We start from the raw sequence: 13,910 nt of genomic DNA on the forward strand, positions 1-13,910 counted from the left end.
TATTTCGGCCTCTTTCTTATATGTTAACATATTGAATAAGCGTTTCAACAAAACGTTGTAAATACTGTTCGTCTACCTCATCGAAACGATTTTTGATTGGGCTGTCAATATCAAGCACACCAATGACACGGCCGCTTTTTATCATCGGAACGACAATTTCAGATTGAGATGCAGCATCACATGCGATGTGACCTGGAAACGTATGAACGTCCGCCACACGCACGGTTCGTTTTTCGGCCGCTGCTGTTCCGCATACGCCTTTGCCAAATGGAATGCGCACGCATGCGGGCAATCCTTGAAACGGTCCGAGAACAAGTTCATTTCCTTCCGTCATATAAAAACCGACCCAGTTAATATCGTGTAAAAAGTAGTTCAATAAAGCAGAAGCATTGGCTAAGTTCGCTACAACATTTTTTTCATCTGAAATTAACGCTTTCAATTGGTCGATGACAAGTGTATAATTTTCTTCTCTTGTCCCTGTGTATGTTTGTGCATGAAACATGTATTCCACTCCTTTATATCAACATATGTTCAATTCCTTGGTGAAGGCCAGCAACCGAGTGAGCATCTGAACCGTACACGAGCGGAATGCCGCGTTTTAACGCTTCTTTTACGACCCAATGAGGCGGATACGGCTCTAAGCAGAGCGGTTTCGTTGTGCCGGCACCGTTGTAGTCAAGTTCTAGTTGACGATTTTTCATTTCATCTAGAATACGTGTGATGATTTTGTTCTCATCATATTCACACGGGTATGCTCGATGAAACTTACGAACGAGCGTGATATGTCCGATACGTTTTGGTTTGTATGGTCCTAAATCGGCAACAACAGAAGCGAGAACGGTGTTATAATACGCATCATACACTCGTTCAACTGAACCAAACGATGCAACGATGTCCCCAAACATGTATTCGCTATAATCGATACACATGTACTGATTGTCAATGTGCAAAAAATGAACGGATAAAATGCTATCGTCTAATTGTGGGCCGATTTCATTTAGAAATGTTTTCGTTTCGTGTTCATATCCGACAATGAAATCAACTTCTAATCCGACATGAATACGAATATGCCTTTCGTACTGTTTTTTAAATGATTGTAAAATTGATACGTACGACGCTAGTTGTTCTTCTTTCATCGCGCTATCTTGATAAGGGGTTGGATCGATAAATCCTTTCGGAAGCGGTGCGTGTTCGGTAAATGAAATATCTGTATAACCAAGCGAAATGGCTTTTTCGATATATTCATGCAGCGCATCGTCACTTCCGTGAGGACAAAACGGTGTATGAATATGCCCGTCACGCACGTTTTTCACCTCTTTTGGCGCAAAATTCGACAAAATCACGTTTTTTTTAGGAAAAAAATTAAAATTTTTGCTCAAAAAATGTTGCTAACATGGTATCATAAAATCATTGAAAAGAAAATGCCTTCTCCATAAAAAAGAAAGCTTGACAACAAGGAGGCCCATTATGGAATTTGTAGCGATTAGTGCGCTCCTCTTTATTGGAGGACTTACATATACATACGTGTACCGAAAACGTTTATATAAACAAATCGATCAATTAGAACAATGGAAAATTTCTTTAATGAATCGCCCCGTACCAGAAGAAATGGCGAAAATTAAGGCATTAAATATGATGGGGGAAACAGAGCAGCTGTTTGAAAAATGGCGGAACGAATGGGATGACATTGTCGCTGTTCAACTGCCAAACATAGAAGAGAAGTTGTTTGATATTGAGGAAGCAGTGGTCAAATATCGGTTTATGAAAGCGAAAGATGCGTTACAGCAAACAAAACAGCAGCTTCAAGAAATTGAAGGGAGCATTCAACGCATTTTATTAGAGTTACAAGAATTAGTTGGAAGTGAAGAGAAAAATCGTGAAGAAATTGAACAGTTAAAGGAAAAGTATCGCCAAGTAAAAAAAGCGATGCTTACTCAACGTCATACATTCGGGCGCACGGAAACTGCGCTTGAATCGCGATTAAATACTCTTCAACAACAATTTCAAACATTTGAACAGCTAACGGCGGAAGGAAATTATTTAGCTGCCCGTGAAGTAGTGTTGCTCATTCAAAATGAATTAAATGAGTTGAATCGTTTTATTGAACAAATTCCGCTTCTACTTAGCGATGCGCAAGTTGAAATTCCAGCACAACTTGACAATATTGTCGAAGGGTATCGTGAACTGTTAGAGAAAGGGTATGTGCTTGACCATCTTCCAGTTGACAAAGAAGTGGAGACGATCCGCGGAAAAGTGTCAGAAGTGCTTGCGCTGTTAGAAACGCTTGCTGTCGATGAAGCAGAAAAGCTTCTTCGGGAAGTGCAAGAAGATGTTGACACGTTGTACGATTTGTTAGAGAAAGAAGTGTATGCGGAACGCTTCGTTCATGATGAAACGGAAAAAATTGAGCAAACGCTTTACGAGTTAGAAGAAGAAACGAAAGAAACGCGCGATGAAACGTTGTTTGTTCAGCAAAGCTATCATTTATCACAAAGTGATCTTGACAAATATCGACACATTGAAAAGCAAGTGCAACAATTGATGAAACGATTTATGTTAATTCAAACGAAAATGATCGAGGAACGTTTAGCTTACTCGCTTATTCGTGAAGAGTTGGAAGAAATTTTAGCGCAAATCGCTGCGGTGAAAGAAAAGCACGCCCAGTTTCGAGAGCACTTATATGCGCTAAGGAAAGATGAATTAGCAGCGCGTGAGAAATTAGCAGAAATGAAAAAACAATTGTCTGAAGCAATTCGGCTCGTGAAAAAAAGCAAACTTCCTGGGTTACCGGAATCTTATATGTTGCAAGTGAGCGAGGCGCGTGAAAGCTTAACGCGTGTGTCGCTTACATTAGACGGAAAGCCGTTAAATATGGAGGCCGTTCATCAAGCGCTAGATGAGGCGATCTTGTTTGTGCAACATGTATGTGACCAAACAAAAGAAATGATTGAACAAGCTCGATTGGCTGAACAAGTCATTCAATATGGAAACCGTTACCGTCGTCGTTTCCAAACGGTGAAAGAAGGATTAGAGGAAGCGGAGCAGTTGTTCCGACGATACGAATACGAATTAGCCTTACAAAAGGCGATTGCTACGGTAGAGCAAGTGGAGGAAGGAGCGTTTGAACGTATTCGTGAGTGGTTAAAAGAAAACGAGTGAAAGGGAATCCCTTCACTCGTTTTTAACTTGCTTTTCTTTCGGTACGTGTGACATGATTTGTTTTGTTTAGCAATAAACCGATCAAGCCACCGACGAGCGCCGGTGTGAGCCAACCAATTCCTTGTTCAAACAAAGGCAATGTTTTTTCGTATACGTGTAAAATGGCTGATACATTAAATCCCGCTGTTTTTAGCCCATCAACGACGCTAACAAGAAATGTACCAGCAATCGCTCCGATGTAAACCGTTTGTTTCCCGCCAAAATAGTCATGTAAAAACGATAAAGCGACAAGAGTAATGGCTAACGGATAAATGATAATAAGCACAGGAATGGATAACGAAATAAGTTTTGTTAAACCGACATTTGCGATGAACGCGCTAAAGACGCTCATCACGATGACGAGCATTCGATAAGAGAGCTTTGGCGAAATTTTCGAAAAATAGCTTGCGCACGATGATAATAAACCGACGGATGTCGTTAAGCACGCAAGCATAATAATAATCGATAAGATGACTGTCCCGGCTTGCCCAAATAAGTAAGTGGCTGCTTGGCTAATAATTTCTCCGCCGTTATCGCGATAACCAATCGCCTGCACGCTTGATGAGCCGATGAAAGCGAGCGATAAATAAACGAGCGTTAGTCCAGAGGCAGCAATGAGCCCAGCTTGAATGCAAAGTTTTGTCAGTTGTTTTTTGTTTGTTATTCCTTTTTGTTGAATAGCTTGAATGACAATAATACCAAAAACGAGCGCAGCAATGGCATCCATCGTCAAATACCCGTCAATAAACCCTTTAAATAACGGAGCATGTGCATATGCATCGGTTGGTTTTTGGATCTCGCCCATAGGTGTCCATACACTTTTGATAAAAAACAAAGTGAGGCCGATAAGTAAAAGCGGTGTTAATAACTTACCGATGCGATCAACTAATTTCGATGGATTTAACGCCAACCAAAGCGATACAATGAAATAAATGACTGTATACGCGGCTAACATGATAGAACGATCGGCTGTTTCAGGTAAAAATGGTGTCACCCCAATTTCAAACGAGACAGTCCCTGTACGTGGAATACCGAAAAATGGGCCGATCGCTAAATACATAATCGTTGTGAAGATAACACCAAATACAGGATGTACTCGACTAGCTAATTGTTGTAAATCACTTCCTGTTTTTGCGATGGCGCTTACGGCTAAAACGGGTAATCCGACGCCGGTCATTAAAAAGCCAGCAATAGCAATCCATACGTTTTCTCCTGCTGCTTGTCCGAGAGCAGGAGGAAAAATCATGTTGCCAGCGCCGAAAAATAAAGCAAATAACATGAAACCGACAGCGATTAAATCTTTTTTCGACATGTTGATCCTCCTTTGTTGTCTCCGTACCAGCCTATATACTACCATATAAAATAAAAATTTTGTCGTTTTTATCAAAAGTTTCAATCTTTAAAATATTCTTTGATCATTTCTTTTTTGAATAAAGATGTGATAATATAAGAAGGCTGTTTGTATATGAACGTATATGGAGGCAAGGGCGATGATGTATTTAGATAATAGCGCCACAACGAAACCGTTTCCAGAAGTGTTGCAATCTTTTATGAAAGTAGCGAATGATTATTTCGGTAATCCGTCGTCGCTACATGGATTAGGCATGCAGGCAGAGCGATTGCTTACACAAGCAAGAGAACAAATCGCACGTCTGCTCGAGGTGAAACCGACCGAAGTCATTTTTACATCAGGTGGGACGGAAGGAAACAATTTAGCAATTAAAGGGGTTGCTTGGCAACACCAGCAGCGCGGGCGTCATATTATTACAACAGCGATTGAACATCCGTCCGTTACCGAAGCGTGTAAGCAGCTTGAACAACTTGGCTTTCAAGTAACATATGTGCCCGTCGATGAGCGTGGCATCGTTTCTCCAACACATATTGAACAAGCGTTGCGTGACGATACGATTCTCGTTTCTGTGATGCATGTCAATAATGAAGTAGGTTCCATTCAGCCAATTGAACAAATTGGTATGTTGTTAAAAAAATATCCGAAAGTGCTTTTTCACGTTGATGGAGTACAAGGTGCGGCGAAGGTGCCGCTTCATTTAAAGCGCGCAAATGTTGATTTATATACGATTTCCGCTCATAAATTTCACGGTTTAAAAGGAGCAGGCGTATTATATGTGCGCGAAGGTGTACGCCTTTCTCCGCTTTTATCTGGCGGGGCTCAGGAAATGCAGTTGCGTTCTGGAACAGAAAATGTCGCTGCCATTGTAGCGATGGCGAAAGCGTTGCGATTGTCTGTTGAAAAATATCACGAATCCTCTGCTCGCCTCGAACAAATGAAGCGAGCGCTTATCGAACGTTTACAAGCGATTGAAGGCATTGTTGTTCATACCCCGTTTGAACAATCGGCTCCGCATATTATCCATTTTTCTTTAGAAGGAGTCAAATCAGAGGCGTTTGTGCATGAATTAGAAAAACAACATGTATATGTATCAACAACATCAGCTTGTTCATCTCGGAAAAAAGCGCCAAGCAAAACATTGTTAGCTATGGGAGTTGAAAAAATGCGAGCGGAGCGCTCGATTCGCATAAGCTTATCATATGAACAACAAATGGAGCACATTCCAATAATAGTTGAAGCTATTGAACGAGCATACGAACGATTAAAAATAGTAGCGAGGGGAACGAAATGACGTACGATCATATTGTAATTCGTTACGGTGAAATGTCGACAAAGGGAAAAAACCGTTTGCAATTTGTACGATGCTTAAAACGAAACATAGCGAAAAAATTAAAACATTTTCCAAACATTCAAATTGAAGCGTTGCGCGATCGGATGTACGTTCGTTTACATCATACACCACCGCAACCCGTCATTGAAAAATTGCAAGAAGTGTTCGGGATTCAATCGTTAAGTTTAGCGTTAAAAACGGAGAGCGATTTGGAAAAAATAAAAGAAGCGACACTTTTTTTTGTTAAACAACTTCCGTATGAAGGGAAAACGTTTAAAATATCCGCAAGAAGAGCGGATAAACAATTCCCGGTCACAACAAATGAATTAAACTATGAGCTTGGGAGTTATGTGTTAAAAAATACAACAGGTTTAACGGTCGATGTCCATCATCCCGACATTGATGTTCGTGTCGAAGTTCGAAAAGAAGGAACGTATATTACAGCGTACGACGTGCCGGGAGCGGGCGGTTTGCCTGTTGGAACAAGTGGGAAAGCGATGCTCATGCTTTCTGGTGGAATTGATAGCCCTGTAGCGGGATATTTGGCAATGAAGCGCGGTTTGCAAATTGAAGCGGTTCACTTTTTTAGCCCGCCGTTTACAAGTGAACGAGCAAAGCAAAAAGTCATTGACTTAGCTCAACGTTTGACCGAATTTGGCGGAACGATTCGCCTTCATATTGTGCCGTTTACGGAGTTGCAACAAGCCATTTATAAGCAGGTGCCAGAAAACTGTTCCCTCATTTCCACTCGTCGTGCGATGTTGCGCATTACAGATGAAATTCGCAAAAAGGAAAATGGACTAGCGATCGTGACGGGAGAAAGTTTAGGACAAGTAGCTAGCCAAACACTTGAAAGCATGGTTGTTGTGAACGATGTAACAACGACACCAATTCTTCGACCACTTATTTCAATGGATAAAACGGAGATTATTGCAATTGCTGAACGAATTGGAACACATCATATTTCCATTCGTCCATATGAAGATTGTTGTACAATTTTTACTCCAAAAGCACCGAAAACGAAACCGAAAAAAGAGAAAATCATTCAATATGAACAGTTTTTACCTTTAGACGAAATGATTGCGGAGACGGTCGCTCGCGTCGAAACGATTACGTTGAAACCAGATCAACCATTGGATGAGCTCTTTTAGATGACGTATGAAGTCCATTCGTTTTGCACAACATATAGATGCGAGGGGGTGAAAACGAATGGCAAATCGAAATCGATTGCTCGTCCCTGGTGTGCAACAAGCGATTGATCAAATGAAATACGAGATCGCTCAAGAATTTGGTGTGCAGTTAGGTCCAGATACAACTGCACGAGCAAACGGTTCTGTTGGTGGCGAGATTACAAAACGTCTCGTGAAAATGGCAGAACAACAACTAAGTAGTCAAAATAAATAATAAACAAAACTCGGTAGCGCGTCCTACCGAGTTTTTTATCTTTTAAAAATTTTTAGAAAAGTTATACAAAATCATTCGGTTTTTTTGTATAATTTTCTTGTATCATATGGTTAAGGGGGAGAGGGAAATGAATTTAATCGCACCAGAAAAGTATAATTTGACAAGTGAATTTGAAAAGTATGCAGATGATCCAAACCGAATTGCTTTAAAATGGGAAAGTGAAGCAGGAGAAACAAAAGAGCTTACATATGTTGAATTGATGAAACAGGCGAACAAAATTGCAAACGCTTTCGTTAGACACGGGTTACAAAAAGGCGATAAAGTACTCGTTATGCTTCCGCGTTTGTTAGAGGCATATGCAGTATATATTGGAGCATTGAAAGCAGGACTTGTCGTTATTCCGAGCTCTGAAATGTTGCGCACAAAAGATTTACAATATCGCATTTCTCATGGGGAAGTAAAAGGAGTTGTTGCGTATTTTCCATATATTGAACAATTTTCTTCGATTGAAGGTATGGAAAATATCGTTTCTTTTTCTGTCGGCGGTTCGACTGAGCGCTGGCTCGATTTGCATGACGAAATGGCAAAGCAAAGCGATACATTCATGGCTGTAGAAACGTCGCGAGAAGATATGGCGTTTTTATCGTATACATCGGGAACGACAGGAAATCCAAAAGGTGTAGTGCACACGCACGCTTGGGCATATGCCCATTTACGAACAGCAGCAAAAAATTGGCTTTGCATTGAAGAAGGGGACCTCGTTTGGGCAACAGCAAGCCCTGGATGGCAGAAGTGGGTGTGGAGTCCATTTCTATCGACTCTTGGCTCTGGAGCGACAGGGTTTGTGTACTACGGTCGGTTTGAGCCAGAAAAATATTTGCAGCTGTTAGAAAAATATCATATCAACGTCCTTTGTTGTACACCGACGGAATATCGTCTCATGGCTAAAGTTCCGACAATTTCCCAATATAAATTACCGCATTTGCATAGCGCTGTATCCGCTGGCGAACCGTTGAATCGTGAAGTGATCGATACGTTTGAGCGCTATTTTAGTGTTCAAGTTCGCGATGGATATGGACAGACAGAAAATACATTGCTTGTCGGGGTTATGAAAGGAATGAAAATAAAACCGGGATCGATGGGGAAGCCAACGCCAGGAAATCGTGTCGAAATTATTAATGAGTTTGGCGAGCCTTGTGCCGTTGGGGAAGTTGGCGATATTGCTGTTCATGTTGACACACCGGCTTTGTTTAAATGCTATTATAAGGATCCGGAGCGAACAGCGATGCAGTTCCGTGGGGAATATTATATTACTGGTGATAAAGCGAAAAAAGATGAAGATGGTTATTTTTGGTTCGAAGGTCGTGGCGATGATATTATTATTAGCTCCGGCTATACGATTGGACCGTTTGAAGTAGAAGATGCGCTAGTGAAACATCCATTTGTGAAAGAATGTGCTGTTGTCGCTAGTCCAGATGAAATTCGGGGACACGTTGTTAAAGCGTTTATTGTATTGCGTGAAGGGGTAGATAAAAATGATCCGAATTTAATTCCACAACTTCAAGAGCATGTAAAGCAACTCACAGCACCGTATAAATATCCGCGCAAAATCGAGTTTGTCGACGATCTACCAAAAACGACTTCGGGAAAAATTCGTCGTGTTGAATTGCGCGAACGTGAAATGAAAGCGATGCAAAAATAACATATTCCGCTCCGATTTATTCGGAGCGGAAAAAAGCTTGACGGACTAAAAAAAATTGTGTACTATTCTTTTTAGAATTTTCTTAAAATTAAGAAATGTTTTTGTGAACTCTTTTGATAACGCTTACATTTTTGTTTTTTCGTTGTGTAAAGTCATAAAGATATAAAAACGTCCATAAAGTGTTATCGGAAGAGAGAGAAATGAAGAAAAAGGGGGGAATGAAGTGGGTATATTGAAAGTGCAAAACGTGTCGATTCGCTTCGGCGGTGTATTGGCACTTGATTCGGTTTCCTTTGAAGTGAAAGAAGGGGAAATTTTTTCATTGATCGGTCCAAACGGAGCAGGAAAAACGAGTATGTTGAACTGTATTAGCGGGCTGTATAAACCGACAGAGGGCGATATCTTTTTCAAAGATGAGCGCATTACACATGTGAAGCCGCATAAACGAGCAGCCTTAGGCATTGCACGGGCTTTCCAAAATATCGAGTTATTTCCGCATTTATCTGTATTGGATAATCTTATGCTCGGTAGGCATGTGCGCATGAAAACAGGAGTGCTTGCAGGTGGATTGTACTGGGGGAAAGCGCAAAAAGAAGAAGTAGAGCATCGTTATAAAGTCGAAGAAGTAATCGATTTTTTAGAGCTCGAACATGTGCGCAATGTGCCTGTTGGTACGCTATCTTACGGTCTACAAAAACGGGTAGAAGTCGGTCGCGCATTAGCCATGGAGCCTGATTTACTATTGCTTGATGAGCCAATGGCTGGCATGAACAACGAAGAAAAAGAAGACATGGCGCGTTATATTATCGATATTCACGAAGAAAAAAAGACGACAATTATTTTAATTGAACACGATATGGGCGTTGTGATGGATTTATCTAATCATATCGCTGTGTTAGATTTCGGAAAATTGATCGCGTACGGAACGCCAAAAGAAGTGCAAACAAATTCGCGCGTCATAGAAGCATATTTAGGAGAAGAACATGCGGGATAAAGGGGGAGTTTTATGGAACAAATGACGTTTCCACAGCTATTAGCCGCTCGTGCGCGACAAAAACCAACGCAAGTCGCTCTGCGCGAAAAAGATTACGGCATTTGGAACGAATACACATATAGAGACTACTACGAACAAGTGAAAGCGCTTGCATTAGGGCTTGCTTCGCTCGGGTTTCGACGCGGCGATAAATTAGCTATTATCGGCGATAATCGACCTGAGTGGGTATTTAGCCAACTCGCAGCTCAAAGTTTAGGAGGCGTTTCCGTTGGCATTTATCAAGAGTCGTTACCAAACGAATTAGCGTATATTATCGACAATTGCGATGCGACGTTTGTCATTGTTGAGGATCAAGAGCAAGTTGATAAAGTGTTAGAAGTGGAACAAGAGCTTTCGAAAGTGAAACATATCATTTACTACGATTCGCGCGGTATGCGAAACTATAAGCACGATAAATTATTGTATTTTCAAGATGTACAAACGCTCGGTCGCCAATTTGAACAAATGCACCCGACATATTTTGATGATGAAGTGCAAAAAGGATGTTATGATGATATCGCCATTTTATCATACACATCTGGAACGACGGGCAATCCGAAAGGGACGGAACTTTCTTATCGCAACTTATTCGAAATGGCAAAAAACCTCGCAAAAATCGATCCACTTGACGAACAAGACGAATACCTTTCATTTTTACCGCTCGCTTGGATAGGCGAACAAATGATGACCATTTCAATGGCATTCCACTGCAACATTGTTGTGAACTTTCCAGAAGAACCTTCAACGGTGTTTGAAAATTTACGAGAGATCGGACCACACGTTATGTTTTCACCACCGCGCATTTATGAAGACATCGTTTCAAAATTTCAAGTGCGCATTCAAGACGCAAGTTTGTTTAAACGAAAAATGTATGAATGGTGTAAGCCGATTGGTGAAAAAGTAGCAGAAGCTCATTTTACGAAAAGCGATGTTTCCTTTTGGACAAAATGCTTGTATAAACTTGCTGATTATTTCGTTTTTAGCGCTATTCGTGACCATTTTGGGTTGTTGCGTTTAAAGCGAGCATATACAGGCGGTGCTCCGTTAGGTCCAGATGTGTTTCGCTTTTTCCATAGCATTGGGGTGAACGTAAAAAGCATTTACGGTCAAACAGAAGTATCAGGAATTGCGATCGTTCATCGCGACGGGGACATTAAAGTAGATAGCGTTGGCATACCAATCCCAGAAACAGAAGTGAAAATTTCTGAGCAAGGCGAAATTTTATTAAAAAGCCCGAGCGTATGTTGTGGCTATTACAAAAACGAAAAGGCGACGAAAGAGACGATCGAAGACGGCTGGCTTCATACAGGCGATGCAGGGTATATAGATGAATCAGGCCATTTGTATGTTATTGATCGTTTAAAAGATGTCATTCGCTTACAAACAGGTGAGATGTTTTCCCCACAGTTTATTGAAAATAAACTGAAATTTAGCCCATACATTCAAGAAGCGGTTGCCATTGGGCGCGATCGTCCGTACGTTGTGGCGATCATTAACATCGATATGGCTAATGTCGGGCGATGGGCAGAGAAAAATCAGCTTGTGTATACGACATATTCTGATTTGTCCGCGAAACAAGAAGTTATTCAACTCATTCAAGAACAAGTGAACGAAATTAATCAATCGTTACCAGAGAAGGCGCGTGTGAAAAAGTTTGTTTTGCTTTATAAAGAGCTTGATGCGGACGATGAAGAATTAACGAGAACGAAAAAAGTGCGCAGGCAATTTATTGCTAAAAAATATGCCTCACTTATTGAAGGGATGTACTCAGAAACGGATCACATTGATGTAGAAGGAACAATTAAATATCGTGATGGCAAAGAACAAGTCATTAAAACGACGTTAAAAGTCGTCTCGATTGATGAAGGGGAGGGAGCAGCGTAAATGGCTTTTTTCTTGCAAATGCTTGTCACTGGTATCGTCGTTGGAAGCGTATATGCGCTCGTTGCGCTAGGGTTTGTGCTCATTTACAAATCGAGTGACGCTATTAATTTTGCACAAGGTGAATTTTTGCTCATCGGGACGTACGTTTGTTTGACGCTTGTGGCTAGCTATAACGTTCCGTTCATTGCTGCCTTGTTGCTCGCTTTAGCGTTTAGTGCGTTGCTTGGCTGGAGCGTAGAAAAAGTTGTGTTGCGTCCTTTCATTGGAAAGCCAGTCATTTCTATGATTATGGCAACGATCGGATTATCGAGCGTACTTGCAGGGATTGTCCATATTATTTGGGGGCACGAAACGCGCGTATATCCACCTGTTTTTTCAGAAAAACCGTTGCAGTTCGGAGAAGTCATTATCGCACCTGTATACGCATGGTCGTTTGTCATTGTTATGATTTGGCTCATGATTTTTACGTTGTTTTTCAAATATTCGCGGTTTGGAATTGCCATGCGAGCGACAGCAGACGATCAACAAGCCGCTTTGTCTATGGGGATTAGCGTCAAAACAATTTTTGCGATTGCTTGGGCGATTGCAGCCATCGTATCAGCTGTTGGCGGGGTGCTATTAGGAAATATTAACGGAGTTAACTCTTCGCTTTCACTAATCGGATTAAAAGTGTTACCTGTCGCTATTTTAGGTGGGCTTGACAGCATCCCCGGGGCGATCATTGGCGGTATTTTAATCGGGATTATTGAAAGTATGACAGGAGGATATTTAGACCCGCTTGTCGGTGGGGGATTGAAAGAAGTGATCCCGTTTGTCATTTTAGTCATCATTCTAATGGTTAAACCGTATGGGCTATTTGGAAAGAAAGAAATCGAAAGGGTGTGAGAAATGGTGCGAAATCCGTTTGTGATGCAATGTGGTGAATTTCATGTTGATTATAAGCAAGATATGGCCATTTGGAAAATTGCTCGCGTGCGTTGGCGCATTTTTATGATTGTAGCGCTATTTGCTCTTTTTCCTATGGTCGCGACAGACTATATAGTCGGTTTGGCGACATTATGTGGGATTGCAGCCATTGGTGCGATCGGATTAAATATTTTGACAGGGTTTACTGGTCAAATTTCGATCGGGGTTGGCGCATTTTTAGGGGTAGGAGGTTATACATCAGCGATTTTAACAACGAAATTAGGGCTTAGCTTTTGGGTTGCTTTTCCGCTTGCTGGGTTAACTACTGCGCTTGTCGGTGCTCTGTTTGGGATCCCGTCTTTGCGTTTAAAAGGGTTATATTTAGCTATTGCCACGTTGGCGGCGCAAGTCATCATTTTGTTTGTCATTTCAAGGTGGGATTCGTTAACGGGGGGAACTGCTGGGCTTGTATTGAATCGTCCCCAAATCGGTTCGTTTACGTTTATGAGCGAAACGAGCTATTACTATTTAATGTTTGTCGTTTTACTGATCACAATCGTCTTCTCACTCAACTTATTTCGCACGCGTGTTGGGCGAGCGTTCATTGCGATTCGCGACCGCGACATTGCTGCAGAAGTGATGGGTATTGATTTGTTTAAATATAAAGTGCTTGCCTTTTTCGTTAGCTCGTTTTTCGTCGGTATTGCCGGCGCGCTTCTCGGTCATTACACGATGATTGTCAGCCCTGAGCTTTACAGCATTTCTGTTTCAATCGAATATTTGGCCATGATTTTAGTCGGTGGTTTAGGAAGCGTGTTCGGTTCATTATATGGGGCTGTATTCATTACGCTCATGCCTGTTGTATTACGAAGCGTTGTCGATGTATTGAGCGGCACGTTTCCTGGACTAGAGGGAGTACTTGTTGGAATGAAGGAAGTCGTCTTCGGTGTTGTCATCATTTTATTTCTCGTGTATGAGCCAGATGGATTAAATAAAATTTGGTCAAATATAAAAAATTATTTCCGCCTTTGGCCATTTTCTTATACGAAGTAGTATAAAGCGGCATATCCGCTTTATATACAAACAAAAAACATAAGGGGGA

12 protein-coding genes are annotated in these 13,910 nt (G+C 41.3%); 9 read left to right on the forward strand and 3 right to left on the reverse strand.

Annotated features, from left to right (window positions below; genetic code table 11):
• Nucleotides 1-16: 16 nt before the first annotated feature.
• Nucleotides 17-502 carry a GAF domain-containing protein gene (locus tag HNR63_RS07165; RefSeq protein WP_181520286.1) on the reverse strand — a complete coding sequence of 162 codons (486 nt, stop codon included), beginning with the start codon at nt 500-502 and terminating at the stop codon, nt 17-19.
• 13 nt (nt 503-515) lie between these two features.
• Nucleotides 516-1,304: a histidinol-phosphatase HisJ gene (gene hisJ, locus HNR63_RS07170; protein WP_181520287.1), complete on the reverse strand. Its 789-nt coding sequence runs from the start codon at nt 1,302-1,304 to the stop codon at nt 516-518.
• A 163-nt stretch (nt 1,305-1,467) separates the two neighbouring features.
• Between hisJ and ezrA the strand changes: the two genes are divergently transcribed.
• Complete coding sequence (gene ezrA, locus HNR63_RS07175) at nt 1,468-3,159, forward strand: septation ring formation regulator EzrA (RefSeq protein ID WP_181520288.1); 1,692 nt, start codon at nt 1,468-1,470, stop codon at nt 3,157-3,159.
• Between the two features lie 22 nt (nt 3,160-3,181).
• Here ezrA and brnQ read toward each other — a convergent pair whose 3' ends face one another.
• Nucleotides 3,182-4,510 carry a branched-chain amino acid transport system II carrier protein gene (gene brnQ / locus HNR63_RS07180; RefSeq protein WP_181520289.1) on the reverse strand — a complete coding sequence of 443 codons (1,329 nt, stop codon included), beginning with the start codon at nt 4,508-4,510 and terminating at the stop codon, nt 3,182-3,184.
• Between the two features lie 178 nt (nt 4,511-4,688).
• Between brnQ and HNR63_RS07185 the strand changes: the two genes are divergently transcribed.
• The 8 genes from HNR63_RS07185 to HNR63_RS07220 all read left to right on the forward strand — a co-directional run bounded on the left by HNR63_RS07185 (nt 4,689) and on the right by HNR63_RS07220 (nt 13,861).
• Nucleotides 4,689-5,840 carry a cysteine desulfurase family protein gene (locus HNR63_RS07185; RefSeq protein ID WP_181520290.1) on the forward strand — a complete coding sequence of 384 codons (1,152 nt, stop codon included), beginning with the start codon at nt 4,689-4,691 and terminating at the stop codon, nt 5,838-5,840.
• Nucleotides 5,837-7,030, forward strand: coding sequence for a tRNA uracil 4-sulfurtransferase ThiI (gene thiI / locus HNR63_RS07190; RefSeq protein ID WP_181520291.1), 1,194 nt, complete (start codon nt 5,837-5,839; stop codon nt 7,028-7,030). The genes HNR63_RS07185 and thiI overlap by 4 nt, the downstream gene beginning before the upstream one ends.
• 58 nt (nt 7,031-7,088) lie before the next feature.
• Nucleotides 7,089-7,283 (forward strand): alpha/beta-type small acid-soluble spore protein, encoded by a 195-nt coding sequence (locus HNR63_RS07195; protein ID WP_009361549.1) that lies wholly within the window; start codon nt 7,089-7,091, stop codon nt 7,281-7,283.
• Between the two features lie 127 nt (nt 7,284-7,410).
• Nucleotides 7,411-8,985 (forward strand): acyl-CoA synthetase MbcS, encoded by a 1,575-nt coding sequence (mbcS, locus tag HNR63_RS07200; RefSeq protein ID WP_181520292.1) that lies wholly within the window; start codon nt 7,411-7,413, stop codon nt 8,983-8,985.
• A 223-nt stretch (nt 8,986-9,208) separates the two neighbouring features.
• On the forward strand, nt 9,209-9,979 hold the full coding sequence (locus HNR63_RS07205; RefSeq protein WP_181520293.1) for an ATP-binding cassette domain-containing protein: 771 nt from the start codon (nt 9,209-9,211) through the stop codon (nt 9,977-9,979).
• A gap of 12 nt (nt 9,980-9,991) precedes the next feature.
• Nucleotides 9,992-11,902 (forward strand): AMP-binding protein, encoded by a 1,911-nt coding sequence (locus HNR63_RS07210; RefSeq protein ID WP_181520294.1) that lies wholly within the window; start codon nt 9,992-9,994, stop codon nt 11,900-11,902.
• Complete coding sequence (locus tag HNR63_RS07215; protein WP_009361545.1) at nt 11,903-12,787, forward strand: branched-chain amino acid ABC transporter permease; 885 nt, start codon at nt 11,903-11,905, stop codon at nt 12,785-12,787.
• Between the two features lie 3 nt (nt 12,788-12,790).
• Entirely contained in the window at nt 12,791-13,861 is a 1,071-nt protein-coding gene (locus HNR63_RS07220) for a branched-chain amino acid ABC transporter permease (RefSeq protein ID WP_181520295.1), read from the forward strand.
• The last annotated feature ends 49 nt before the right edge of the window (nt 13,862-13,910 follow it).

The organism is Anoxybacillus ayderensis (assembly GCF_013761015.1).
Taxonomy (GTDB): domain Bacteria; phylum Bacillota; class Bacilli; order Bacillales; family Anoxybacillaceae; genus Anoxybacillus; species Anoxybacillus ayderensis.

Bases quoted from the DNA above. Each gene is read 5' to 3' on its own strand.
- HNR63_RS07165 (WP_181520286.1), bottom strand. From the start codon at position 502: ATGTTTCATGCACAAACATACACAGGGACAAGAGAAGAAAATTATACA.
- ezrA (WP_181520288.1), top strand. From the start codon at position 1,468: ATGGAATTTGTAGCGATTAGTGCGCTCCTCTTTATTGGAGGACTTACA.
- brnQ (WP_181520289.1), bottom strand. From the start codon at position 4,510: ATGTCGAAAAAAGATTTAATCGCTGTCGGTTTCATGTTATTTGCTTTA.
- HNR63_RS07185 (WP_181520290.1), top strand. From the start codon at position 4,689: ATGATGTATTTAGATAATAGCGCCACAACGAAACCGTTTCCAGAAGTG.
- thiI (WP_181520291.1), top strand. From the start codon at position 5,837: ATGACGTACGATCATATTGTAATTCGTTACGGTGAAATGTCGACAAAG.
- HNR63_RS07195 (WP_009361549.1), top strand. From the start codon at position 7,089: ATGGCAAATCGAAATCGATTGCTCGTCCCTGGTGTGCAACAAGCGATT.
- mbcS (WP_181520292.1), top strand. From the start codon at position 7,411: ATGAATTTAATCGCACCAGAAAAGTATAATTTGACAAGTGAATTTGAA.
- HNR63_RS07210 (WP_181520294.1), top strand. From the start codon at position 9,992: ATGGAACAAATGACGTTTCCACAGCTATTAGCCGCTCGTGCGCGACAA.
- HNR63_RS07215 (WP_009361545.1), top strand. From the start codon at position 11,903: ATGGCTTTTTTCTTGCAAATGCTTGTCACTGGTATCGTCGTTGGAAGC.
- HNR63_RS07220 (WP_181520295.1), top strand. From the start codon at position 12,791: ATGGTGCGAAATCCGTTTGTGATGCAATGTGGTGAATTTCATGTTGAT.